16 protein-coding genes and 2 pseudogenes are annotated in these 24,294 nt (G+C 70.1%); 10 read left to right on the top strand and 8 right to left on the bottom strand.

Annotated features, from left to right (window positions below; translation table 11 throughout):
• Positions 1 to 431: 431 nt before the first annotated feature.
• Positions 432 to 638 carry a hypothetical protein gene (locus OHA98_RS38615; RefSeq protein ID WP_266932760.1) on the bottom strand — a complete coding sequence of 69 codons (207 nt, stop codon included), beginning with the start codon at positions 636 to 638 and terminating at the stop codon, positions 432 to 434.
• Positions 639 to 1,144: 506 nt separating this feature from the next.
• Between OHA98_RS38615 and OHA98_RS38610 the strand changes: the two genes are divergently transcribed.
• On the top strand, positions 1,145 to 3,043 hold the full coding sequence (locus OHA98_RS38610) for a hypothetical protein (RefSeq protein WP_266932759.1): 1,899 nt from the start codon (positions 1,145 to 1,147) through the stop codon (positions 3,041 to 3,043).
• An 82-nt stretch (positions 3,044 to 3,125) separates the two neighbouring features.
• On the opposite strand, the gene OHA98_RS38605 is transcribed toward OHA98_RS38610, so the two are convergent.
• The 4 genes from OHA98_RS38605 to OHA98_RS38590 all read right to left on the bottom strand — a co-directional run bounded on the left by OHA98_RS38605 (position 3,126) and on the right by OHA98_RS38590 (position 7,845).
• The gene (locus OHA98_RS38605) at positions 3,126 to 3,299 is read right to left on the bottom strand and encodes a hypothetical protein (RefSeq protein WP_266932757.1); all 174 of its coding nucleotides are present in this window, start codon (positions 3,297 to 3,299) and stop codon (positions 3,126 to 3,128) included.
• A 33-nt stretch (positions 3,300 to 3,332) separates the two neighbouring features.
• On the bottom strand, positions 3,333 to 4,379 hold the full coding sequence (locus OHA98_RS38600) for a TniB family NTP-binding protein (protein ID WP_266932755.1): 1,047 nt from the start codon (positions 4,377 to 4,379) through the stop codon (positions 3,333 to 3,335).
• On the bottom strand, positions 4,376 to 6,739 hold the full coding sequence (locus OHA98_RS38595; protein WP_266932753.1) for a Mu transposase C-terminal domain-containing protein: 2,364 nt from the start codon (positions 6,737 to 6,739) through the stop codon (positions 4,376 to 4,378). Before OHA98_RS38595 ends, OHA98_RS38600 begins: the two co-directional genes overlap by 4 nt.
• Positions 6,740 to 6,825: 86 nt before the next feature.
• Entirely contained in the window at positions 6,826 to 7,845 is a 1,020-nt protein-coding gene (locus OHA98_RS38590) for a TniQ family protein (protein WP_266932751.1), read from the bottom strand.
• Between the two features lie 227 nt (positions 7,846 to 8,072).
• Between OHA98_RS38590 and OHA98_RS38585 the strand changes: the two genes are divergently transcribed.
• The 7 genes and pseudogenes from OHA98_RS38585 to rfbB all read left to right on the top strand — a co-directional run bounded on the left by OHA98_RS38585 (position 8,073) and on the right by rfbB (position 18,437).
• On the top strand, positions 8,073 to 10,451 hold the full coding sequence (locus OHA98_RS38585; RefSeq protein ID WP_266932749.1) for a DEAD/DEAH box helicase: 2,379 nt from the start codon (positions 8,073 to 8,075) through the stop codon (positions 10,449 to 10,451).
• Positions 10,452 to 10,835: 384 nt separating this feature from the next.
• A complete protein-coding gene (locus OHA98_RS38580; RefSeq protein ID WP_266932747.1) occupies positions 10,836 to 12,575 on the top strand; it encodes a hypothetical protein in 1,740 nt (579 codons plus the stop codon).
• Positions 12,576 to 13,932: 1,357 nt separating this feature from the next.
• A complete protein-coding gene (locus OHA98_RS38575) occupies positions 13,933 to 14,319 on the top strand; it encodes a hypothetical protein (protein WP_266932745.1) in 387 nt (128 codons plus the stop codon).
• A gap of 17 nt (positions 14,320 to 14,336) precedes the next feature.
• Positions 14,337 to 16,442 (top strand): annotated as a pseudogene (locus OHA98_RS38570) (multiprotein-bridging factor 1 family protein).
• 9 nt (positions 16,443 to 16,451) lie between these two features.
• A complete protein-coding gene (locus OHA98_RS38565; protein WP_266932744.1) occupies positions 16,452 to 17,006 on the top strand; it encodes an XRE family transcriptional regulator in 555 nt (184 codons plus the stop codon).
• 71 nt (positions 17,007 to 17,077) lie between these two features.
• Positions 17,078 to 17,179 (top strand): annotated as a pseudogene (locus tag OHA98_RS38560) (DUF3892 domain-containing protein); the annotation flags it as partial.
• A gap of 262 nt (positions 17,180 to 17,441) precedes the next feature.
• Positions 17,442 to 18,437, top strand: coding sequence for a dTDP-glucose 4,6-dehydratase (rfbB, locus tag OHA98_RS38555; RefSeq protein WP_266932743.1), 996 nt, complete (start codon positions 17,442 to 17,444; stop codon positions 18,435 to 18,437).
• 158 nt (positions 18,438 to 18,595) lie between these two features.
• Here rfbB and rfbA read toward each other — a convergent pair whose 3' ends face one another.
• A complete protein-coding gene (gene rfbA, locus OHA98_RS38550; protein ID WP_266932741.1) occupies positions 18,596 to 19,468 on the bottom strand; it encodes a glucose-1-phosphate thymidylyltransferase RfbA in 873 nt (290 codons plus the stop codon).
• A gap of 660 nt (positions 19,469 to 20,128) precedes the next feature.
• Between rfbA and OHA98_RS38545 the strand changes: the two genes are divergently transcribed.
• Both OHA98_RS38545 and OHA98_RS38540 read left to right on the top strand, forming a co-directional pair.
• Positions 20,129 to 21,112 carry a thiamine pyrophosphate-dependent dehydrogenase E1 component subunit alpha gene (locus OHA98_RS38545; RefSeq protein WP_266932740.1) on the top strand — a complete coding sequence of 328 codons (984 nt, stop codon included), beginning with the start codon at positions 20,129 to 20,131 and terminating at the stop codon, positions 21,110 to 21,112.
• A 33-nt stretch (positions 21,113 to 21,145) separates the two neighbouring features.
• On the top strand, positions 21,146 to 22,183 hold the full coding sequence (locus OHA98_RS38540) for an alpha-ketoacid dehydrogenase subunit beta (protein ID WP_266932738.1): 1,038 nt from the start codon (positions 21,146 to 21,148) through the stop codon (positions 22,181 to 22,183).
• A 123-nt stretch (positions 22,184 to 22,306) separates the two neighbouring features.
• Here OHA98_RS38540 and OHA98_RS38535 read toward each other — a convergent pair whose 3' ends face one another.
• Positions 22,307 to 22,486: a DUF6059 family protein gene (locus OHA98_RS38535; protein ID WP_266932736.1), complete on the bottom strand. Its 180-nt coding sequence runs from the start codon at positions 22,484 to 22,486 to the stop codon at positions 22,307 to 22,309.
• A complete protein-coding gene (locus OHA98_RS38530) occupies positions 22,486 to 24,177 on the bottom strand; it encodes an acyltransferase domain-containing protein (RefSeq protein WP_266932734.1) in 1,692 nt (563 codons plus the stop codon). The genes OHA98_RS38535 and OHA98_RS38530 overlap by 1 nt, the downstream gene beginning before the upstream one ends.
• Positions 24,178 to 24,294: the final 117 nt, after the last annotated feature.

Raw genomic sequence — 24,294 nt, 5'->3', positions numbered from 1 at the left:
CCTGGTGGTGGTGGGGCTTCGCGGGGTGCTGTCGGGAGGCTGGCGCTGCTGCGTACGACCCGGACTGCACGCGGTTGCTCGCGTGCAGTCCCGCCTTGGCTGGTGCAGTAGCTGAGACCTGTTCCGGCGACTGCGGAGCATCACAGATCTGCGATGCTCCGCGCGAGATCCATGCACAGTTGCTGCATGGATCCGCTGCGGTCCGAGCAGCAGCTGGTTGTTCTGGACACTTAGAACAATCCGGTTCACCTGGTGCTACCGGCGTGGGTGCGGGCGGGTATGCGGTAGGCGCCGTACTCGGAGGTGCGGCGCCGTCGGATCCTCGTTTGGCGTGCGGGATGACGCATGCGCTGGCCTTGCCGTCCGGCGGGGCTTGCCCGCTCCTCGTTTGGCCGTGCCACTGGTGTCGTGCCGTATAGCCGGGCTGCTGGCTATACGGTTCGGCGTGTGGGTACGGCGGCTAGGTGGCGCTTGGGAGGGGTCGGCAGCGCCGGTTCGGCGAGTTCACCGGCTTTGATGGCCTCGATCGCGTTGCGCAGCGCTTCTTCCATCTCCTCCATGTCGGAGTACCCGGCGAAGTACGGGTGGATGAAGTAGCTGCGGTAGCGGCCTGTCGCCGCCCGATGCTCTTGCGACATCGGCGGATCTCTGGCCTGTGCTGTTTTAAATATGTCCGAAAGAATCTTGGAGATCGTTTCCTCAGATGGTTGCGATATTTGATGGCCTGTCAGGTGGCTTTGGGTTGAATGCGAATGATTTTCGCCATTGGCTGTAGATCAATGTTGCAAGTCTGATGGGATGTCGCAGGCGTCTCGGGTCGCGCGTAGGAAGCCGGTGGCGATCTTGAGTCTTTATTGCCATATTTTGTCCGCCTTGTGGGCGGGTGTAATGGTGATCAACTCTTGGGTTTTTGACCTTGGTTGGGCGTGGGGATCTTGTCCGGGTGATCCGTGGCGGTGGCGCGACTCGGCCGGTAAGCGGCGGTTGCTGGGGGCAGATACCCGAAGTTGGCGGGGGAGCCGACGGACGTGATCTTGGCGTGGTCCGGGGGCTGGAGGAGGCCCTGGGCCACTCCGCCACTCGGCGGGCCTCACTCTGGCGGAACCGCAGGCTGCTTGTCACACCCGGCCGTTACGCTCCCGGGATGAGCCGCACACTCACGCGTCCCGCTGATGAGCTCCCGGGCGATCCAGCCCGCCTGTACTTTTCCTACAGTCATGGCCATCCGGTCGAACAGTGGGGCGACGAGGACACTCTAGAGTGCTGGCACGTCGCGATCACCTACGGACTTCCCGGTGATGAGGACGAGGACAGCGATCTGCCCGAACAGCCCGCGCTGGGTGCGTCGGTGGGCGGCATCATGCTGTACCGGCTGCGGGATGTCACCGGACGCGACCGTTGGCAGGTCGCCGACGCGCATTCGGGAGACCTGGAGGTCATTGCGAGCGCGGTGTTCTCCCGCAAACACGGTACGTACGCGAAGGCCTTCGACAAAGCCATCGAGCTGCCGTTCGGTGACCTGCTGATCCTGGACCGGGTCCGGCTGGACAAGGCATGGCGCGGCTTCGGGCTCGGGCCGCTGTGCGCTGCGGAAGCGATCCGCCGCTTGTCCGGCGGATGCTGTGCGGTCGCGGCCTACCCGGCGATGTCCGAGTACTCCGGCAACCGGGACGAGGTCACCGAGGACTACCGGCAGCGGCGAAGACGAAGATCGCCGCCTTGTGGGAGAGTGTCGGCTTCCGCCCCTTCCGGCGCGGCGTATGGCTCCTGGACACGGCGCTGCGTGAACCCGACGACCTGCTCCAGGCCCGTCAGGAGGACCTCCAGGAACTGTCGGCGGCCTACCGTGAACACCGGGGACGCTGAGCCGCCCCGGCACGGTGCGATCTGGGCCCGGGTTCTCGCCGGACAGTCAACTGCGCTCCGGCGCACACCATTTGGGCCGCGGACGGTCGGGTGCCTCCGTGCGCCGGTGGCGCAGTTGCTGAAGCACCACCGTCGGGGCAGGATCGCCGCGACGATGGCGCTGTTGCGCGCGGAGTATCCGGCACCCCGCTCGCGCACGCTCCCCGGGAAGGGGGCCGTGGCCGTGTCCCTGACCTCACAGATCAGCGCGCCCGACAGCCCGTTCGCGATGTTCGCCGCCCGGCACCTGCCCCGCCAGCGAACCGTGATGGACGGCTACCGCACAGCCGCTCGCGCCGCACCGGTGCCACGGCAGCCGGGAGCGCCCCCGGGTACCAGGCCGGTATGGGGCACGATCGGCGCGGCGATCGACCACCGCCTGCGCTACGCCTTCACCTGCTGCGACATCGTGGACGGAGCCGTTCGCCAAGGCATTGAGTACACGGCGGGGCTGGCGGCCCAGGCGCGGCGTGCCGAGCACGCCGAGGCTCTGCTGGCCGTCGGCGCCGACCTGGTGGCCGAACTGGCCGGCCTGCTGGAGCGGGAGCGTCCCGACGACCGGGACCGGCCCGTGCTCCTGGAGGCGGCGGCCGAAGAACGCCTGGACCGGTTGTGCGTGGCGATGGTCTGGTTCGAGGAGGTGTACCGCAGCGGCGTCCTCGCCGTGACCAGCCCGATCGCCCGCCTCGGCGCCGGTCTGACGCTGCCCGCCCTCCTGGCGGAGGTCCCCGGCTACGTGGTCCGGGACCTGGATGTGCAGGTGCGCCTCGCGCAACACGCACTCGCCGGGCTGCGCGCCCAAACCGGCCGCGACAACTGCCACTCCGGGCCCACCTTCGCGGGTTCGCACGCGGTGGGCGGCGCCGACGCGGACCTGATCGCGGGCAGCCTGCTGGTGGACTTCAAGGCACTGAAGGACCCGGTCCGGCTCGCCCCGTCCGCGCTGTACCAGCTCGCCGGGTACGCACTGCTGGACTTCGAGGACCGTTTTGGCCTGGACCAGGTGGGCTTCTACCTCACCCGCAGCGGCCAGTTGATCACCTGGGGGCTGGAGGACTTCGTCCGGCTGCTCGGCGCCGACCTGTCCGTTCCCGCGCTGCGGGCCAGGCTGGCCGGCAGCATCGTCCCCGGCCGGTGACACCGAGACCGGCCACGGCTGCGTCCCGGTGTCACCGGCCGCCGGCTCCGCGCAGGGAGGAGGTCCGGTCGGTGAGGGTCCGTCAGGACGTCCTCCGCGTGGCGAGGAACTCCTCGATCACCGCGGTGGGGGAACGGTCGGTCACCGTGCCCAAGACGATCGAGCCGGTGGCCCGGTCCGCGCCCAGCACGATGTGGACAGGCCCTTGGGTGCAGGTGGAGGGGACGATCGTGAAATCGGTGTCCGGCTCGCTCATAGTGGCGCTCCTCGGCTCGTTGCGCGGCAGCCGTCAGGCGGCGTGGCCGCCGTGGCCCTGCTCGCTGGCGCCGTCGATGTAGATGCTCTCCAGCAGGTCACGGGTGATGCGTTCGGTGTTGTCGCTGATGGCTTCCTGGGCGGCGATGCACACCAGGTAGGACAGGGCCCCGATGAAGCCCTGGGTGCGGTCGTAGAGGTAGTCGGCGAGCGCGGTCAGCTCGCCGGGGATGTGGTGGAACAGGCACAGGGCGTCGTCGTAGCTGGCGACCGCGCTGTGCCACAGGGCCCGCTCCTCGGTGGTGGTGTAGTTGAACGGGCGGATCTGAAGACGCTGGTTGCGGCGGGCGATCTGTTCGCCGCGGGTGCCCGAGGTCATGATGTTCCAGGCGTCGATGCCGGCATACACGATCGTCGCGGACAGCCGCTCGCTGAGGGTCTTGAGGTGGTCCGAGGTGTGCTCGCGGTCGGCGGCGTCGGCGAGCAGATGGATCTCGTCGACCAGGATCAGCTCGGTGCGGGCCCGGTCCATCACCGTGCGGATCGAGGCGACCAGGCTGGTGAGTGACCCGGTGGTGGGCAACTGCAGGAACTCGGCGATCGCGACGAACATGTTGTAGGCGTTGTTGCGGTCGTTCTGGGCGGGCAGGGCGATGTAGACGACCGGGATGGTGTCGTCCAGTTGGGGGTACTGGCGGCGCTGGTGGGCGCGGCCTACCTGCTGCAGGATCGTGGTCTTGCCGGTGCCGCCGCGGCCGTCCAGGACCAGGCCCAGGTGGACCCCGTCGCGGCCGGAGCCCACCCGCACCAGCTGGGCGACGCGTTTGCGTGCTTCTACCAGGGCCGGGGTGCGCACCACGGTCAGCCTGCTGTGGTAGCGCATCCTCGGGTGGTTCGGGAGCAGTTTGGTGCCCGCGGGCGGGCACAGTGCCAGGTCGGGGCGTACCAGTTCGCGTTCGGCGAAGGCGTGCCAGGCGGGAAAGGTGATGGGCAGCTCGTTGCGCTCCGCGTCTGCGTCCGGGCCGGGGCCGGGGGTCGGCACTGCGTCCGGGGCGGGGTCCTGCGGGGGCGGTTGCATCATCGTGGCCGGCTTCCTTCGCTCGGACGCATACGGTGCGCTGGGGTGGGGGCTAGTCGTCGTCCTCGGCGTTGCCCAGAGCCTTGATGCGGGCGGCTTCCTGCACGGTGAGCGGGGCGGCTGCGGGCTTGCTGGGGCGGGGCTGGGCGGGGCGGCGGGCGACGGCCTGGAAGTGGGGGGTGGCCGAACGTGTAGGCGTTCTCGTCTTCGTCGGGGTCGAATTCCCCGAAAGGCTGCACGGTGGCGGGGTCCAGCGGCGGCAGGCCGGTCAGGTCGAGCTGGTCGCCGGGCAGGGGCGGGCGGGCGGTCAGCAGGGGCGGGGGAGCGGCGACCAGTTCCGGGCGCAGCGCCTTGGGGCCGGCGCTGGCGCGGGCGAGCAGGTCGGCTGTCAGGCGTGCGATGGCGTCCTGGTCGTCCTTGCGGCCGCCCTCGCTCAGGTGCTGCTGGCGGGCGGCTTCCCACATGTCCTGGGTGAACGGGCCGCCGACCAGTGACAGGTCGGTGAACAGGGCCGGGACCCAGCGGCGCTCGGGGCCGCGAGTGTCGCACAGCCACACCCGCGACAGGTCGTAGGGGTCGTGGCGGATCATCCACTTCGGGGTGCGTTTGAGCCCTGAGGGGGTGCGCCGGTATTCGCCCAGCTCGTCGCTGTCGTAGCGGCGGTGGTCGATCTCGATGCCCTGGTCGGTGACCGGTGCGAAGGTGGTGTCGATCAGGCTCAGGTAGCGGTCGGCGTCCATGGGGACCGGCAGGTAGCCGGCGGTGGCCACGCACGCGGTGTACTTCTCGTTGGGGGTCAGCGCCCGCCCGCGCACCTGCGGGTCGCGCAGTTCGTCGTGCTCGCGCTCCTGCCAGCCGAACACGATCCACTGCTGCAGGATCTCGTTGGCCTCGTACAGGGTGAACAGCGGGCCGGCGGCCGCACCGCGGCCGCGGTGGGCGGGGTCGCCGCCGGTGTAGCCCTTCAGGTGCTGCGCGAGCAGGGTCTTGACCGACAGGTTGGTCCGCTCGACGACCGACTTGTCGGTGGGGGTGACGTATCGGCACGGGTGCACCACGATCCGCATGCTGGCGCAGGCGTCCAGGAACGTCTGGGAGATGTAGGGGCCGCCCTGGTCGATGTAGACGTGCTTGGGCGTGATCACGGGGCGGGCGGTCGCCTGGCCCAGGCGGGCGTCGATCTCGATCAGCCGCTGGTGCGGCAGCCGCGAGGACGTCATCGCGGCGCGCTGCGGCCAGGTGGGGCGCATCGGCTCGGGCACCAGCATCCGCCCCAGCAGCAGAGCGCAGTCGATGCCCTTGTGGGCGCGGCCGCGCCGCAGCACACGCCGCTTCGCCTGCTTCTTCCCTCTACGGCTCCTGCGTCCCTTCGCGCGGCTGCGGCGCGGTTCCTTCTCCGCGGTCAGTTTCTCGCGCAGGACCGCCGCGCAGATGCTGCGCGTGGCCACGTCGACGGCCAGCACCAGCTCGACCGGCACCGGCTGCCCGAAGGACCCGATGACCATCACGTCCAGATCGGTGGTGTCCATCTGCACGGCCTCACCGGGCCTGCTCGCCAGCGTGGGTGCGTACGCGGTCGACGGCTTCCTGCCGCCGCCGCGTTCCAGGTGGGCGTGACGGCGCGGCCGGATGCCCAGCTTGACCAGCAGGTTGTAGAAGGTGGTCTTCGACGGGAGCCTGGGCACATCGCCTCCCCAGTCCTTGGTGTGGTCGCTGATGTACCGCTCCAGGCGCTCCTGGAGCCGCTTGCCGTTGCCGGGGGACTCCCGGTCCTCGGCCTCCTTGCGGCGGATCGCGCGCAGCGCGTCGACCACGCGCGCGTCCACCCGCCCGAACGCGGTGGCGCAGCGGGTGTGCCGCTTGTCCACCAGGCCCCACAGTCCCTCTTCGACCCAGCGCAGGCGTTTGCGCTGGATCGTCTGCCAGGACACCTCCGCGCCCTGTTCGGCCAGTTCCGCGGACTTGGCCTGGTAGCGCTGGACCAGGGTGGTGGCGGCCGGGTCGTAGCCGGTCCTGGGCACGGTGCGCCCGGGCATCAGGCCGGTGTGGCACTCGATGATGTGCGGCTCCCAGTCCCGCGCGTCCTGTTCGGCGTGCTCGGCCAGCCCCGCCAGCAGGTCGGTGGGCGGCAGGTCGGGCACCATCATGGTGCGCTCCGCGGCCAGTTCGAAGCGGCTGGCGGCGGCCAGCAGGCTCACGTCCGCCAGCCGTGCCACTCCAGGCGTGCCGGGTTCGGGTTCCAGATGGACCATGCTGCCGCGCAGCATGGCGACCCGGTACAGGTTCCCGTCCCAGCGCACCTGGTCGCCGACGACCAGGACGCCCTGGCACGGTTCGAGGACCCCCGCCGTCACCGCGCTCATGACGCCTGCGCCCACACCAGGGCGCCCAGATGCAGGGGGCTGGCGAAGCCCAGGCGCAGCAGCTGGCGCCACATCAGGTGATAGGCTCACGGCAGCAGCGCGATCGGGTCGCCCACCGAGGCCACCGCCTCCTCTAGAGGCCGTGGCCGGGCGAACGCCTCCAGGAGCTGCTTCTCCAGATCGGGGCGCGGCGCGGGCACCGTGCGGTACTCGCCGAGCATCGCCAGCACCGCCATGGCCGGGGAGTCGGGGACCTGCGGGGTGGCCAGATGCCAGTCAGCCTGCACGCACACCTGTCCGAGCACCGCCTGATGGGCGTCCCACTTTCGGGAGGATCCGTCAGCGGGCGGGCAGGCCACCAGCAGGCCGGCCCCGTCGCAGCGGCGGGCGAAGAAGTCGGGCACCATCGTGCGGTCGCTCCCGTCCGCGTGGGGCCAGACGAGCCGCATCGGCCACGAGGAGAAGGTCCGGATGTCGGGGGCGAAGTCCAGCAGCAGGGCGATCCGCTCCCGGTGCGCGGCCAGGACCTGAGGCAGCGGGCCCAGGTCCACGAAACCGCGACCGGCCCGGCGCCCGTCGTCCAGCCAGCGCCCATGCCGGGCGCACACCTGCCACCCGTCCGCGCTGGCCAGCCACACCGGACCTTGCGCACCGTGACGCGCCGCACACAACTGGCACGCGGGAACCAGCGTGCACGCGCGCCGCCAGGGCCACTGCCACACCGGATCGGGCCCCTGGACCAGCATCCGCTGCGGCGCCAGGCTCGGCAGGGCCCGCCGCAGATGTTCCACCGGCCGCCCGCAGACCACCGAAAGCAACTGCGCGGAGGCCTGGTTGAAGTAGATCTCGGCGGCATCCGGCTCCGAGGCGAAGGCGCCCTCGCCCAGGCCGCGCAGCAGCCGGTCCAGGGCCAGCCCGTTCCCCCTGGCCAGCCGGTCCAGGTACGAGCCGTTCGACTCCCCGCCCAGCGCCCGGACCCTGACCGGCAACGCCCCCGCCGGCCGCCAGGCGGCACGGTCATCGAGCTCCCACGCCTCGAACTCGCCGCTGTCCCAAACGGCCGGCCCACCCTCGAGCGTGGATCCCTGCTCCTGCGTGCGCGGCACCCCGGCCTCCCTGCGCCCGTGCCCGCCCCCTGCGGCCCGGACGGCGGCTCGCGGCGCCCCCTGCCCACCGCACCCCAGTATCCAAACCGTGCAGTACCCGGTGTCACCCCTTCGGGTGAATCCTGGCGCGGATCGCCGCCACGGCCGGCCCCCGACCGCCGACGCTCAGACAAGCAGGGCGCAGCACCCGCGCCGCCATACGCCGACATCCGTGCGGGAGGCGTCCGTTGACCACCGGCACCCCACCGGGCACGGCGGCAGCCAAGGTTCTGCGGCCGCACCAGGAGCAGGCGGTCGACGCCATCACCGCCGCGCTGGAACACCTGCCACGCGCCACCGTGGTCTCGGCCTGCGGCACCGGCAAGACGATCATGGCCGCGCACGCGGCACTGCGCCTGGCCCCCGCCGGCCGGGTCCTGGTCCTGGTCCCCAGCGTGGACCTGCTCACCCAGACCGCCCGGGAGTGGGCCCAGACAGGACGTCGGGGAGCGCGGATCGGCGTCTACCACCTGCCGTCCAAGGACCCGGCCCGCGCCGGCTTCGACGCCGTCACCACCGCCCCGGCCGCGATCGCCCGCCACGTACGCGACCACGACGAGGGCCCGGTCACCGTGTTCGCCACCTACGCCTCCCTGCAACGCCTGGTACAGGCCCACAAGCAGTACCGCCTGCCGCCCTGGGACCTGGTCGTCGTCGACGAGGCCCACCGCACCTGCGGCGCCCTGACCAGCCCCTGGGCCGCCATCCACCAGGACACCAAGGTCCCCGCCCGCCGCCGCCTCTACATGACCGCGACCCCGCGCGTGTGGAAGGACACCGACCGCGGCCTCGGCCCCGACACCGCACCCGCCGCCTCGATGGACGACCCCAAGATCTTCGGCCCCACGGTGTTCCGCCTCGACCTGCCCACCGCCATCAGCATGGGCATCCTCGCCGACTACGAGGTCATCGTCCCGCAGATCAACAACAGCGAACTGCACGGGATCCTCGCCGCGATCCCCGACGGCACCACCGCCGACTTCGACCGCCTGCGCCTGGGCGCGAAGCAGGCCATGGTGCTGCGCGCCATGAACGAGAAGAAACTGCGCAGCGTGCTGGTCTTCACCTCCAGTGTGCGCCACGCCGAGGTCTTCGCCCGCACCTTCGCCACCACCGCCGCAGCCGCCCCAGACCACCTGCGCCTGGCCAACCTGTGGACCGCCTACGTCAGCGGCCGCCACTCACCCGCCACCCGCCGCCGGCTGATCGGCGAGTTCTCCGCCCACCCCCTGGCGGCCACCGGCCGCACCCGGGCACGGCTGCGCCGGGCCGTGATGGCCAACGTCAACGTCTTCCGCGAAGGAGTCGACGCGCCCGCGATCGACGCGGTGGTCTTCCTGGCCCCCAAACGCAGCGCCATCGCCGCCATCCAGGCCGTCGGCCGCGCCCTTCGCCAAGCCCCCGGCCAGGGCAAGAAGGCCACCATCGTCGTCCCCGTCTACATCGCCCGCGGCCAGGACGTCGAATCGGTCCTGAACTCCTCCGACTACCGCACCCTGTGGCAGATCCTGCAGGGCCTGCGCGCCCACGACGAACGCTTCCGCGAACGCCTCGAGCCGCTCCTGCGCGACCTGCTGGCCACCGTCGAGCAGCCCGGGCCCGACGCACCCGAACGCGTGAACGAGATCGCGATGGTCATGGGCCTGCGCATGCTGCAGCCCGACAACGGCTCCTGGGGCATGGGCCTGGACGCCGCCATCGACTACCTGCACACTTTCGGACACCTGGACATCCCCGCCCGCTACACCGACGATCGTCACCGCCCGATCGGCCTGTGGATCACCCACCAGCGCAAACTGCACGCCACCGGAAACCTGGCTCCCGAGCGCGTCGAGGCGCTCGATCACATCGGCATGCTGTGGAAGCGGCCCGCCAACACCTTCGACCGCCACCTCGCCGTCGCCACCGCCTACGCCCGCCGGCACGGGCACCTCGCCGTCCCCACCCGGCACGCCGTCGGCGGCCACCGCCTGGGCAGTTGGCTCTCCGCCCAGCGCCACCGCCCGCTCCCCCACGCACACGCCCAGGCCCTCGCCGCCCTGGACCCCTACTGGAACCCGCCCTGGTCCCTGACCTGGCAGCGCGCCTACCACCTCGCCCGCGCCCAGGCCGGCCAAGACCGCGGCCCGGACACGCCCACCGACGACCTCACCCCCACCGGACAGGACCTGGAGTTCTGGCTGGAGCGCCAGCACGTCACCTGGCTGCGCCTGCACCCCACCCAGCGCCACCTGCTGACCAACATCGGAGCCACCCCCACCGCCGACCACTTCCTGCGCCACCGGCTGACCGGACGCCGCGGTACCGCCTTCCACACCGGTCTGCTGGCCGCAGCCGCCCACCGGGCCCGCGAAGGACACCTCAACGTCCCCTACCGGTACGTGGAGACCAGCCGTCGGCAACGGTTCCACCTGGGCCGTTGGCTGTCCCGCCAACGCACCAACCGTGGCCGCCTGACCCCCTATGAGATCCTCGCGCTGACATCACTGGGCATGGTCTGGCACAGCCACGCCCCCCGCACCAGCCCTACCGCATACCACCACAGCGGGGCACTGCGCGCCGCCTGAGCACAGCCGGCAGCACCGGCCGCGGCGAGGCCGGTGCCGCCCTCGGCGTCGACCCGCAGTCAGCCCGTCGGCCCGCCACCAGCTCTCCGTGCCGGGGCCGGGGACGGCTACACCCAGCGTCCTGGCTTTCCGTCACCATGACGCCGGACGGAGTTGGTCATGGCTCTGGACGGCGCGCACCATGGCACGTCTTGGCCGGCAGAGGCGGTGGATATCCCACGGCCCTGCGGGGATTGCGAAGCGTAGGGTTGTTCCGTGCCTGATCTTCCGTCAGATGGCCCCCGCCTCTTCCTTCCTCTGCCGCCCGCCGCGGGCAGCGCTGCGGGAGCGGGGTCGGCCCAGCCCGGCCGGGCGTGGGCGGCGCAGCGCCTGGGACTCACCCCGGTGCCTGCCAGTGCCTCATGGCTGGAGCTTGCCCGGGTCTATGTGATCGCCCGCGAGTACCTGGGACCCGCCGAACACGCCCGTGGCCGGGAACTGGACTGCGCGGCATGGATCACCGCGCTGCTGGCCAGGTACTCCCGCGAGGAGTACCTGCATGTCCTGGCGGCCCTCAACCACGCGACCACCAGTGACGTGCTGACGGAGGTCTACCAGGAACGGTTCCTCGCCCGGCTCGCCCCCGACGCAGCGCAGCTCCTGCGTACGGCCCTGGCAGGCGGGGTCGACGGACAGCAGCGCTGGTTCCTGGCGCGGCAGATCGTGCTGCGCACCATGAGCCTGGTCCTGGTGTCACCCCGCCCCGAGATCGACAGCGTGCAGGCGGAGATCGCCACCGCGGTCGGGCAACTCGATCTGGAGTGTGCCTCGGTCCTGCTGGTCCACCTGGTCGGGGACACCCTCACCCGCGAGCGGACGCCCCGGGAGCCCCTGCTCGGCGGCAGTCCGCAGTCCCTGGCGATGGAGATGATCGCCAACAACCTGTTCAACGAGCCGGACGACGCCGGCGACCTACTCGCGCGACACCGTCTGCTGTGGATCCTGCACGGAGACCGCGTGGCGGGCGCCAGGGCGCGCCCAGTGAGCATGCTCGAAGAGGCCACCGGCCTGGCCTTCGACGACATCATCGCCCTCGCTTTCGTCTACTACTCCAGCATCGCCTCGCACGCCCCTGACAACCCCGTCGCGGTGAACGCCTTCACCGGCATCGCCGTCGACCCCGAAGTGATCGAACGCTTCCTCGACCGCTTCGCGGTTCGCCCCGATGACCTCGCCGCACAACTGCGTGACTGCCCGCTGCCGTGGCAACTGCTCCCGATCCAGGACCGCCCGCTGCTGCGCCTGGACGACAGCGTCGTGGTCCTGGACGAGCGCTATCTCCTGGAGCGGGCCACCCAAGGGCTGTACTGGCTGGTCCACGACCACGAGAAGTACCAGCACGGCGAGAGGGCGCGCCTGCAATGGACCCAGGTCTACGCGGCGATGGTGGAAGACCGGGTGAAGGAGCAGCTGCGCCGCTTGGCTCCACCCCTCGTGGGGGCCGGCGCCAGCACCCTCTTCACCGAGGACGATCTCGCCCTGGCCTTCCCGAAAACCAAGGCGGCGGATGTCGGTATCGATTTCGGGACCAGCACCGTGCTGGTCGAGATCGTGAGCGCGACCGTCAGTGTCGCCACTCGCGAGCACGCCGATGCCGATGCCTTCCGCAAGGACGCGGAGAAGATCGTCGTGAAGAAAGCACGACAGCTCTCCGTGACGGCCCACAACCTCCTCACCGATCCGCAGCCGGCACACTCCCCGCTCACCGGGCCCGCAAAGAAAATCTTCCCGGTCGCGGTCCGAGGCGGTCATTTCCCCGTCAACCCGATCACCCGCCGTTACCTCGAAGAGTGCTTCGCCGACGAAAGGCTCTTCCAGCACGGCGGCATTCAGGACCTGGCCCTGCTGGACATGGAGGAGTTGGAAGCCTGCGAGGCCCTGCACCAGAACCTGCACCTCACCCTGCCGGACCTGCTGGCCGACTGGCAGGCATCCGAGTACAGCAAGACGTCCTTCCGTAGCTTCCTGACTCTGCGGTTCGGCGGCCGCAATATCGGCCGTCCCGACGACATTGAGGCCGCCTTGCACGAGACCACGGACATGATCGCGGACCGGCTCGGGTTCCGGGAGGACAGCACCGGATGAGCGGTGAGCGTGGGTCCCTGCATGGTGACTGCCTCTGTGGCGATGCTGGTCCCTGTCGTGACCGTGGCCGCCGGCGTGGTGAGTTTGCGGGCGAAGGACCGGCGGGTGCGCCGATCGCGAGCGGGCCGCCGCCGACTGGCCTTCGAGGACGCGGCCCGGCAGGTGGCCTTCGCCGCCGAGTGGTGGAAGGCGAAGCAGCTGACCGCCGGTACACCGGAAGCGCTCCAGACCCCGACCGTGGTGGCGAACGGCTGGCTGGACGGGGCGTCCGCGCGGCCGAGCAGGCCGACACCGACGAGGAATCGCATGTCTCGGTCAGCAGGCTGCTGCTGTTCTACCGGTTCCGCCGCCGCTCCGCGGAGGCCGTCCGGGTCGCTTCTGCACGGCGCCAGGCTTCATGGCCGGTGTGGTCACAGTGGTCATGAACGACGCCGAGTCCCGCAAGGACACCGGTCTCAACGTATGGATCATGGCCTCCTCCGGGACACTCGCGCCGTTCCTGCGCTTCTGGGCCGTCTCCGCGGACTCTGCGGACCTCGCTGAGGCGGTCCGTGCTGACCGAAGCCCGGACCGCCGAGGAATGCACAAGAACTCCGGCTGTCTTACGTGGCGTTGCCCCCGCCGCGCAGATCGCGGCTGCTGCCCGACGGACCACGGAACCGACGACGTTCGCCACGCCCGAACTGAGCAAGTGCGCCAACTCGCCCGGCACGGCCGGTTGCCGGCTGCTGCCCAAGTGCTGGGCTGCCGCCCTCCCCGGGTGAAGACAGCAACCGGCTTAAGACGGTGAGCAGTTCGGCATGGGCGGTCCGGCCGTCAGGCCTGTGCCGCAGAGGTGTCCGGGCCTCGGCCGGATGCCCGGACCGCACCGCTGACGATCATCAACTCGCGAGCCGACCATGCCCGGTGACATCTGTCGCACACCGTCTTGATCCACTCTGCCGGTGCGTCACCGCGAGACCTTGCCCGTCCAGGAGCACCACAGAACTCGCAGAGAACGGAAGCATCCGCCTCGGCGGCCCTGATGAGAGACGCGAGCGGACCGCGGGCGTTTCCTCCAGCGGTTTCGATGTACACCCGCAGGCCGCCGAACTTCTCCTTCACATCGACAACGCGGTAGCCGGGGCAGACGGCGCCCAACTGCTCGTGCAGGCGGAGCAGCACAGGGTGCCAGCCCGGGCCGACGGACCGGATGCGGCGAGGGATCTGCAGGGGAGGCGCATCCGGCGTCCCTCTTGAAGGGGCATGTCCTCATCGTCCCCCAAGCGGCAGGATGCCTGCCCTCCGACCGCTCTGCGATGTGGAAAATAAAACAACGGTACGTTGTTTCGTTGAATCATTGCAGTAGGCTGAGTGCATGGCACGTGATGCTCGCGACGAGGCCCGCCGGCAGTTGTCCGCGCTTGCGGCGGACCCCACCGCCCACTGGGCCCCGGCACGCAGTCTGGAAGAGGATGCCGCACTGCTGGGGCGGCTGCTGATGGCTGCCGCGAGCCATCAGCAAAGCGCCGGGCGGGCGGCGGACGTGGCCCCGGACGATGTGGGTGCGGCGCTCAGTCTGTTCGAGGACATGCGCTTGTCGCTGGACCGGCTGGAAACCCAGGTGGTCATCGAAGCCAGGCGCCGCGACATGGAATGGCGACAGATCGCCCAGTACCAGGGGCTCAACTCCTCCCAGGCCGCCTCGCAGCGCTATCAGCGGCTGATGACCCGCCTCGAAGAGATCCGCCAGGGCGTCAGGTAGAGGGAGGAGGAGCACAGATGACGGACCAGCCCCAGGAACTGTTCGCAGCCGTCGACTCGCTGCTTGCCGCCGTCGACGACGGCACCGTGCTGCCCCTCCCGGCCGAGCGGGTGAGGCTGCGTGAAGCAGCCGGGCTGACTCAGGCGGCCCTCGCCCAGGCTCTCGGCACGCGAGTGCCGAGCATTGAGGCATGGGAGGCCGGACGGGCCGAGCCGAAAGGGGAGCGCCGCGAGGCCTACCGCAGACTGCTCGACGGCCTCGTCCAGCGCCATCCCGCACCCGCCCCGCCCCCCGGCAGCCCCGCGATCCCGGCAGAGCCTCTCTCCGTGCCGTCGGTCCAGGCAGCAGTGGGCGCCGCGACGGCTCCACCCACGGCACCCCCGGCACAGGACACGCCACACACGCCCACGCCGGTTGCGCGGCGCCTTGCCCGGCCGACGGACGCCACGCCCGCCGCCGACTCATGGTTCCCGAACGGGCCGCTGGCGGTGCTGGACGCAGACGGCACCGCGTACTGCAGGGGCGGAGTACTGCTGGAGTGCCCCGCGGCCACCATCGCGCAACTGGCCGACTGGGCAGTGAAGAAGTCCGGGCTCGGTGCCGAGAGGCTGCACCGCCACGGCAAGGACTCCGATCCGCTGATCCTCCTCACCGCCCAGGCCGCCGCCCGCTTCGGCCTGCCCCCCGCCCTGGAGGACCGCCGCGCACTGCGGCTGGCCGACAACCACCCGGTGGTGCGTGAACTCGCCCGCGCCAAGTGGAAGCTGACGCGCCGCGGATTCGGCCCCTGGGCCCGCGTCTACCGGCCCGCCGAGGGCGGCCGACGCCAGTGCGTCCAGCTCGCCGTGCTTCCCTGGGACGCCCTCGATACCCGCACCTGGGGGAGTGCTCGCCAGCTCCCGGCCCCCGAACTGGCCCAGGTCCTCGGCGACTACGCCACACGCGTGATCACCCCGCGCGGCTCAGCGGCCGTGTGCGGTCTGGAACTCATGACCGCACTGCGCCCGCCTACCCGCCCCGTCAAAGACCCCGCCACCGGCACCTGGACTTCCGGACCGAACTCCGGCGCCCTCACCCAGGCGGTCGACCCCGCACCGCCAGAGGCACCCGACGAGCACCCCGTCGTCACCGCCCGCTCCCCGCGCGGCCACCAGCGCACCCCCGCCGAAGTCCTCGACGAAGAAGCCTTCGAGTGGATCCGCGACCCGGAACAGCTCACCGACGACGAATGCGCGAAGCCGTTCGCGGTGGGCGTCGACGTCAACATGGCCTTCGCCGCGGCCGTCAACCGGCTCACCGTCGGCCTCGGCGCCCCCGTCCACGTCAACCACCCCCGCTTCGACAAGAAGACGCCCGGCAGCTGGCTCGTCGACCTTTCCCACATTGACCTCGACACCCGCCTGCCCAACCCCTTCACCCCGCACGGCCTGCGGCCCGAAGGCCCGGCCTGGTACGCGACCCCCACCGTCGCCTACGCCGCCGAGCTCGGCTGCGACATCAACCCGCTTGAGGCCTGGCTGCGCCCCGAGTCCGGTTCCTACCTGGACGGCTGGTACACCCGGCTGCGCGACGCCTACCTGGCCACCATGGAACGCCTCGGCGTCAGCGCGGGCATGAACTAGGCGGACTTCCTGGCCGCCATGGAACACCACAAGGACACCGATCCCGCCCAGGCCGCCGTCCTCTCCGCGATCAAGGCAACCGTCAAGGGCGGCATCGGGAAGCTCCGCGAACGCCCCCAGGGCGCCGGCTACCGGCCCGGCGAGCGCTGGCCCGCGCTGGAACGCCCCACCTGGCGGCCCGACATCCGCGCCGCCGTCATCGCCGCCGCCCGCGTCAACATGCACCGCAAGATGCTCAGACTCGCCGCCACCGGCCTGTTCCCGATCGCCGTGCTGTCCGATTGCGCCGTCTACCTCTCCGACGGCCCCACCCCGCTGGACTTCCTGCCCCGCACCCCCGAGGACAAGCCGCTGCCCGGCGGCTTCCGCCTCGGGGTGAGCCCCGGCATGGTCAAGCACGAAGGCACCCAGTCACTGATGTGGGCGGTGAAGATGCTAGACGAAGGCCACAACCCCGCCCGGCACATCAAGGGCACCGACGCCGCTGCGGGCGGGGAGTAGGAACCGCACATGGGCATCTTCAGCGACAGCCTCGACAAAGCCACCGCCAACACCTTCACCCGCCCCCTGCCCAAGTCCCCGCAGGCCCAGATGCGTTTCCTCGTCAAAACCGCCAAAGGCACCCGGGCCGCAGCCGAAGCGCTGAGCATCTCCCAGCGCACCGTGGAGCGCTACCTCAAAGGACAGATCAAGCAGCCGCGCCCGGACCTCGCCACCCGCCTGGTGGACGAGGTACGCCGCCGCTGGCAGCCCCGGGTGCGCGAACGGGCCAAGAGACATGCTGCGACCACCGGCGGCATCGTCATCGAGACCCGCGCCCGGTTCGGCTTCACCGCCGCCCCAGGCACCACCGACAACGCCCGCATCCGCCTGATCACCCAGCAGTTGCCGCCCCACTACGCGGCCCGCCTCCTCGACGCCCACACCGCAGGCGCCACCGACCAGCAGCTCCAGGAGATCGCCGCCGAAGGCCTGCAGGAGGTCTACTTCAAAGACCGCGGACAACGCGCCCCCGGCCTGCAAGTGGCCTTCACCGACATCGACTACGTCGAACTCGGCTTCTGAGGGATGGGCAAGGAATCTGCCCGCACATCCCAGGTGAACCGGCGCACGACTGATGTCACAGCGGCAGCCGGGCGGAGGTCGCAGTGGTGACTCCGCCGCGCGGCGAGAAGTACCTGCGGACTCGCGCCGACGGTGTGTGGACCAACAACCTCCTGGCCCTTCCCCGCCGCTGAGAGTCTCGCCCCGGGGCTAGAAGGAAGAGGGGTTCGAGCGATTGTCGACGGCCCTGCGACCGGATGGCTGCCATTCTCGACGGGACCAACACGGCGATCGGAAGGAGTGGCAGATGACCTCGGATCGGGACGGAACGCGGCGCGCGACAGGGGTGTTCCCCATCGGTGTGAGGGACGGCGTCAACATGCACATCCACGGGGGGTATCCAAACCATCTGGTGTCCGACGGTGGGCCCGGGCGCGACTCGGAGGGTCGGCGGCCGTGAAGCTCCTCATCACCGGGGGCGCCGGTTTCATCGGCTCCCACTATGTCCGCAGTCTCCTCGCCGGTGTGTACCCCGGGCACGAGGAGACCTGGCTCACCGTGGTGGACAAGCTCACCTACTCGGGCACGCTCACCAGTCTTCCGTACGGGCACCCGCGACTGACGTTCGTGCAGGGCGACATCTGCGACCGCGTCCTGCTCATGGACGTCCTGCCGGGGCACGATGCGGTCGTGCATTTCGCCGCCGAATCGCACGTGGACCGGTCAATCGCTGGTTCCACGCCCTTCATCACGACCAACGTAGTCGGCACGCACACCCTCCTCGAATGCTGTCGGCGCACCGGCGTGGAACGCGTTGTGCACGTCTCGACCGACGAGGTGTACGGGTCGGTTGAGGAGGGCTCATGGACCGAGTCGTCCCCGTTGGAGCCCAACTCGCCCTACGGAGCCTCCAAGGCCGCTGCCGATCTGGTCGTCCGGGCCTTTCACCGCACGTACGGTCTGTGGACCACCGTCACCAGGTGCAGCAACAATTACGGCCCCTTTCAGTTCCCCGAGAAGATCATCCCGCTCTTCGTCACGCGTCTGCTCGACGGCGCGAAGGCGCCGCTGTACGGCGACGGCATGCACGTACGTGAATGGCTGCACGTCGACGACCACTGCCGTGCGATCCACCTCGTCCTGGAGTCGGGCAGGGCGGGACGGACCTACAACGTTGGCGGCGGGACGGAGCTGACCAACCGTGAGCTGACTCGGAAGGTACTCTCCGAACTCGGTGTCGGCTGGGATCAGGTGGAGTACGTTGAAGACCGCCCGGGACACGACCGGCGATACTCCCTGGACGCCTCGCGCATCCGGGAGGAACTCGGCTTTGAACCCCGGATCACCTTCGCACACGGGCTGGCCGACACCGTCCGCTGGTACGGCGAGAATCGGGCGTGGTGGGAGCCGCTCGCCCGCCGCGCCACCACATTCGGCGCCCCCGCCGGCTGACGGGTCCTGGACCAGCTGTGCTCGACGCCAGAGCACGCGATCACGCCGCGTGGTGCGTACGCGGCTGCGCGCCCGGGCAGCCCCGCAGGATGCCCGCCGAACGAGGCCCGATGCGGGTCTGCCCGCGAACTTCTGGTACGGATCCGACGGCCGTCGGATCACTCCAATTCGGAGGCGACGGCCATGACGTACTTGCCGTAGTCCGAGGCGGCCATCCGCGACCCCAACCGGTGACAGGCATCGGCGTTGATGAAGCCCATGCGCAACGCGATCTCCTCGATACAGGATATCCGCACACCCTGGTGCTCCTCGAGCGTACGGACGTACTGACCCGCCTGGAGAAGCGATTCCGGCGTTCCGGTGTCCAGCCAGGCGAATCCCCGGCCCAGGTCCACGAGCCGGGCCCGACCCCGCTCCATGTAGACGTGGTTCACATCGGTGATCTCCAGTTCGCCGCGCGCCGAGGGCCGGAGGTTCTTCACGATGTCGACCACGTCGTTGTCGTACAGATAGAGGCCGGTGATCGCACGGTTGGAGCGGGGGCGCAGGGGTTTCTCCTCGATGGAGACGAGAGCGCCGTTGGCATCGGTCTCTCCCACGCCGTACCGCTGAGGGTCGTTGACCGGATAGCCGAACAGCACGCATCCACGGACGTTCCCGACGTTCTCCGTAAGCGTCTCTGAGAAGTTGTTGCCGTGAAAGATGTTGTCACCGAGGACCAACGCCACCGGACCGTCCCCGATGTGTTCGGCACCGATGAGGATCGCGTCCGCGATGCCGCGCGGGGCGTTCTGCTCTGCGTAGGTGATGCGCAGTCCGAGATGGGAACCGTCTCCCAGGAGTGCCTGAAACCTCGGTGTGTCGGAGGGGTTGGTGATGGTGAGTATGTCCCGGATGCCGGCGAGCATGAGCACCGAGAGCGGATAGTAGATCATCGGCTTGTCGCCCACCGGAAGAAGCTGCTTGGAAGTGCCGATGGTGATCGGGTGCAGACGGGTTCCTGTCCCGCCAGCGAGAATGATGCCCTTCATGTGCGCGTGCCCCTTCGGAATCGCGTTGGGTTCGTGTCCCGGCGAGGCGGCGCTGCGGGCCCGTTCCGTGTCGCGGGTGAGGACTGGTCCGTGCCGGCACCGCGCTGGCCGGTCCGGGGTCGGCCAGCGCGGCGATCGGCTCCCGCCGCCCTGCGCGGTGGTCACAGGCAGGTGATCGGCACCTGCTACCCCGTTGAACACCTCATCACCAGTCCAGGCGAAGGCATCCACAGCACCGCACACGGCTTGTTTGTCTCTTGAACGAGGCTCGACTCCTGGTGCTGGCCACAGAGGCGTCGACGGACTCCGCCCGCGAGCGGGCGTCCCCAGGGGCGTCCAGTCCGACTTCACCAGCCCTCTAGGCGATGCTCCGACGATAAGGGCCCCGATGGGGTCGTCGTCCGGCAGGTCGGCACCGTTCGGAGGGAGGAGAAAGCCGATCACAGGATCCCACTGCGGCACGCGCGGGTGTGGCGGCTCTCGCTCTCTTCGGGCGGCGACTCGGATGCGTGCCGTCAGAAGGTCAGCGGAAGCCACCGGGTCCGTTCCGAGTGAAGGCCGCGCCGGGCGTCGGCGGGCAGGTAACGACCGGGCAGCGCGCGTGAGGAGAACTCGATGTCCTTGGCGGCGCCCCGAAACTGATTGTAGGGAGGCTCGAACATGACGTCCGGCCGTGCCCGGTTGCTTCGCGACATGGTGCGTATCCGCGTAGTAGAGGAAACGCTCGCCGACTATTATCGCGACGAGCAGCAGATGCGTACCCCCACGCACTTCTCGATCGGTCAGGAGGCGACCGCCGTAGGCGTCTGCGCCGCCACGACTACCCGGGATTGGGTCTACACCGCCCACCGTTCCCATGCCCCCTACCTGGCCAAGGGAGGCAACCTCAAGGCCATGGTCGCCGAGTTGTACGGCAAGCAGGCTGGCTGCGCACACGGTCGCGGTGGTTCGATCCACCTGGTCGACCGCGAGGTCGGCTTCGCGGGCTCGGCGGCCATCCTTGGCGAGATGATCCCGGTGGCGGTGGGAACGGCCTGGGCCTTCGCACGCAGCGGCGAACCGAGGGCTGCGATCACCTTCTTCGGTGATGGTGCGACGGAGGAGGGCGTGTTCGCCGAGTCGCTCAACCTGGCGGCGGTGCGTCGAGCTCCGGTGGTCTTCGTCTGCGAGAACAACCTGTACTCCATCTCTTCCTCGATCGGCGCCCGGCAGCCTGCGGGCTCGACCATCCGGGACCGTGCCGAGGCAGCCGGGGTCACGGCAGTGCAGGTGGACGGCAACGACGTGTTCGCCGTGCACGATGCAGCGCGACTAGCGCTGCGGCACTGCAGGGAAGGCAGGGGTCCGTACCTGCTGGAACTCGCGACCTATCGGTGGCGGGAACACGTGGGGCCGGGCTTCGACCACGGCCATGACCACGGGTACCGCCCGGTGGAGGAGACGGAGGGGTGGATGGCCCGCTGCCCGATTCTGCGTGCCACCGAAACGTTGCGTGAGCAGGACCCCGACATCGACCGGACGGTCGCAGAGTGGCGGGTGCGGTTCGACGACGAGATCCAGAGCGCGGTCGCCTACGCCAAGGAGCAGCCCTTCCCTGACATCGAAGCGCTGCTCGACGGTGTCTACCAGCCCGTGCCCCGCTGACTCCGGTGCACTCGACGAAGAGGACCAGCACACGTGCGTACTCTCACTTATTGGCAGGCGATCAGCGAGGCGACCGTGCAGTGCATGGAGGCGGACGAGAGCATCTTCATCGCGGGGGAGGGAGTTGACGATGTCAAGGGCACCTTCGGCACCACGAAGGAGGCGTTCGCGCGGTTCGGCGCGAGCCGCGTGATCGATGTGCCCAACTCCGAGAACGCCACGGCGGGGTTCGCCGTGGGTGCTGCAGCTGGCGGACTGCGGCCCCTGTTGGTGCACACGCGGGCCGACTTCATGTTCCTGGCGCTGGACCCGCTGGTGAACCTGGCCGCCAAGTGGCGCTACATGTACGGCGGCGACAAGGGCGGGGTGCCCGTCGTCACGCGAGGCGTGGTCGGCCGCGGCTGGGGACAGGGTGCGACGCACTCGCAGAGCCCGCACGCGACCTTCGCCCACTACGCGGGACTGTACGTGGCGGCACCCGCGTCGCCGGCCGATGCCAAGGGGCTGCTGGTCCAGGCGCTGACCGGTGACACACCCGTCGTACTCGTGGAGAACCGCAACCTGTATCCGCTGACCGGAGAGGTGCCGGCGGAGGCCATCGGAATCCCCTTCGGCGTCGGACGGATCGCGCGACGAGGCGACGATGTCACCGTGGTCGCGACCTCGCTCATGGTGCACGAGGCGGAACGGGCGGCCGGTCAGCTGGCCGAACGTGGGATCAGCGCGGAAGTGATCGACGTGCGCAGCCTGCGGCCGTTGGACGAGCGGATCATCTGCGAGTCGGTTGCCAGGACGGGGCGGCTGGTCGTGGCCGACACCAGCTGGGCACGGTACGGATTCACCGCAGAGGTGGCGGCGGTGGTGGCCGAGCACATACCGGACGCCTTGACGGCGCCGGTACGGCGGCTGGCGCTGCCGGACTGTCCGGCGCCGGTGTCCTGGCCGCTGGAGGAGGCGTTCCACCCCGGTGCTGGCAGCATAGTGGAGGCATGTCTGCAACTGTGCGGACAGGCACCGGTGGACCTGCCCGCGCTGGCGGACGTTGCCGCCGGATTTCAGGGACCATACTGACCGCCGCGGGCGGCCCGCGTACCGCTTCGCAGACCGTCAGCGGCCGGCCCACCCGGACGCCGGGTGGGCCGGCGTGACGCGACCTGTCGGCTTCCCCCACGGTGTCCGGGCGAGGATCCGCCGTCATTCGCACTCGCCGAGCAGCGCACGCTCCAGGCTGCGCTCGACGTCGCTGAGCGGGACGACTCTCTCGGGATGTCCCGGGCCGGGTTCGTCGAGCTGGCGGACGGGCGGGACGTACACCCAGATGCTCCCTGCGGCGATCATCGCCTGGGCAACGGCACGCAGGAGTCGCACGAGCATCACGACCGTCCCGGTGCGACCGGTGACCGGCGGGCGGCATGGCTCTCGCCGTCGGCCCACAGTTGACTGAGTGAGGCGGCGTTCAGATCATGGCCCTCGGTCCACAGCCGGGCCACCGCGCCGAGCAGGGACCGCCGGTCCGCTGCCTGCCCCTGGGGGCGGGCTGGAAGCATAGGCACCACCGCGCTCGCCCCGCTCCGCACTGCAGGGTGCCGGCGTGCGAACGCGGTCAGAGTCTGGAGCGGTCCGGCCTCGACTAAGAGCATGTCCTGCGCGGCGAGCAACTGGTCGAGGGCCGGCCTGAAGTACACGGTGTCCGTGATCTGGCGGGCCCAGAACCGCGGGCTCAGCGCGTCCCGCTCGCTCATCAGCTCCCCGGTGTAACCGGAGTAGAGCGCAAGGCGCGGGGGACGGAACCCGATCCGGGCGTACTCCCGTTCGATGGCGTCGGCGGCCGGGGCCATCGCGGGAGAGTGGAAGGGGCTGGTCGCCGGCACCGGCATGACGGTGTGGCCGTCGGCCTGCAGCCGTTTCCTTACGGAGAGCAACTGTTCCGCCGGTCCGGCCAGCATGGTCTGCAAGCCGGTGTTGACCGCGGCGATAGCCACCTCGCCGACCAGGTAGGGGCGCAGTTGTGCCTCGGACGCCGCGACCGCGAGCATTCCCCCGGCCGGAACGGACAGTGCGTGGCGGACGCGCTCACGCATCATCATGACAGCGTCCTCAAGCGACATGACGCCGGCGAAGGTGGCGGCCACGAGTTCGCCGGCACTGTGGCCGAGCAGTGCCGTCGGACGGACTCCCCAGCTCATGATCACCTTGCCGAGCGCGTAGTCCACGGCGAACAGCAGTGGCTGCGCGCGCCGGACGTCGTCGATGCCGATGGCCCGTTCCCGTGGGGCGAGCCAGTCGGCGCGGACGGCTGCGCCCTCGTCGCCCATGAGGTCCAGGACCGTGTCGACGGCCTCGGTGAACACCGGCTCGTGCGTGTAGAGCCCGCAGGCCATCGCGGTGTGTTGGGAGCCTTGGCCCGGAAAGAGCAGGGCCACTGGACGGGGGTTGCCGACGGTGACCGCGCGGGCCGCGTCCAGCGCGGCGGTGGGGTCCTCACGGCTGCACAGCGCGGCCGCCCGGACGGGACCTGCGTCCTGTCCGCAGGGCACCACGGCGGGCAGGGCGCGGAACACGTGGTCCGTCATCCGGTCGACCACCGAGCGCAGTTGAGCACGGGTCTGTGCCTCGTCGCTCGCATGGCGGCCGGACCAGAGCAGCATCCGCGCGGCGTCGTACAGCGGTCCGTGCAACGAACCGGATGCGGGTGCCGTGCGGTCCTGCGACGGCATCCTGCGCAGGGTCACCCGGCTGGCCCGGACGGTGCCGGGCTCACTGGGACCGGCCAGGACCAGCGCCACGTCCTTGGTGCCGTCGGTGAGTGCGGCGTGTGCCAGCATCAGGGCCCCGACCATCGACTCCGCCATGTGCACGGCGATACCCTCGATGCCGGAGCCGGTTGGCAGCGGGCAATCGCCGCTCACTATGAAGACGACGGTCCTGGAGCGCATCGAACTGGTGAGGCCGTAGGCCGCGAGTGCGGCACTGACGCCCTGCCGGTCGGCCGGCGGGTAAATCGCCGGGTTCTCCTCGGGGACTGTCAGCTCACGTGTGACCACGGCCAGAGCTGTGCAGAGCATCTGTGTCTCCTGGGGTCGCATGGGCCGACGACGGTCGGGGCAACCCGCCGTCCGGACGTGGGGTGGGTGCCGCGTTGGTCGGCCGTCGGCCCGGGTGGCGAGAGGCAGCGCCCGGGC

This window comes from Streptomyces sp. NBC_00654 (genome assembly GCF_026341775.1).
GTDB lineage: Bacteria > Actinomycetota > Actinomycetes > Streptomycetales > Streptomycetaceae > Streptomyces.
Note: the sequence above shows the minus strand (reverse complement) of the source record. Positions and strands in the feature narration are given on the sequence as shown.

Bases quoted from the DNA above. Each gene is read 5' to 3' on its own strand.
- OHA98_RS38615 (WP_266932760.1), bottom strand. From the start codon at position 638: ATGTCGCAAGAGCATCGGGCGGCGACAGGCCGCTACCGCAGCTACTTC.
- OHA98_RS38610 (WP_266932759.1), top strand. From the start codon at position 1,145: ATGAGCCGCACACTCACGCGTCCCGCTGATGAGCTCCCGGGCGATCCA.
- OHA98_RS38605 (WP_266932757.1), bottom strand. From the start codon at position 3,299: ATGAGCGAGCCGGACACCGATTTCACGATCGTCCCCTCCACCTGCACC.
- OHA98_RS38600 (WP_266932755.1), bottom strand. From the start codon at position 4,379: ATGATGCAACCGCCCCCGCAGGACCCCGCCCCGGACGCAGTGCCGACC.
- OHA98_RS38595 (WP_266932753.1), bottom strand. From the start codon at position 6,739: ATGAGCGCGGTGACGGCGGGGGTCCTCGAACCGTGCCAGGGCGTCCTG.
- OHA98_RS38575 (WP_266932745.1), top strand. From the start codon at position 13,933: ATGGCACGTGATGCTCGCGACGAGGCCCGCCGGCAGTTGTCCGCGCTT.
- OHA98_RS38565 (WP_266932744.1), top strand. From the start codon at position 16,452: ATGGGCATCTTCAGCGACAGCCTCGACAAAGCCACCGCCAACACCTTC.
- rfbA (WP_266932741.1), bottom strand. From the start codon at position 19,468: ATGAAGGGCATCATTCTCGCTGGCGGGACAGGAACCCGTCTGCACCCG.
- OHA98_RS38545 (WP_266932740.1), top strand. From the start codon at position 20,129: ATGACGTCCGGCCGTGCCCGGTTGCTTCGCGACATGGTGCGTATCCGC.
- OHA98_RS38535 (WP_266932736.1), bottom strand. From the start codon at position 22,486: ATGCTCGTGCGACTCCTGCGTGCCGTTGCCCAGGCGATGATCGCCGCA.
- OHA98_RS38530 (WP_266932734.1), bottom strand. From the start codon at position 24,177: ATGCTCTGCACAGCTCTGGCCGTGGTCACACGTGAGCTGACAGTCCCC.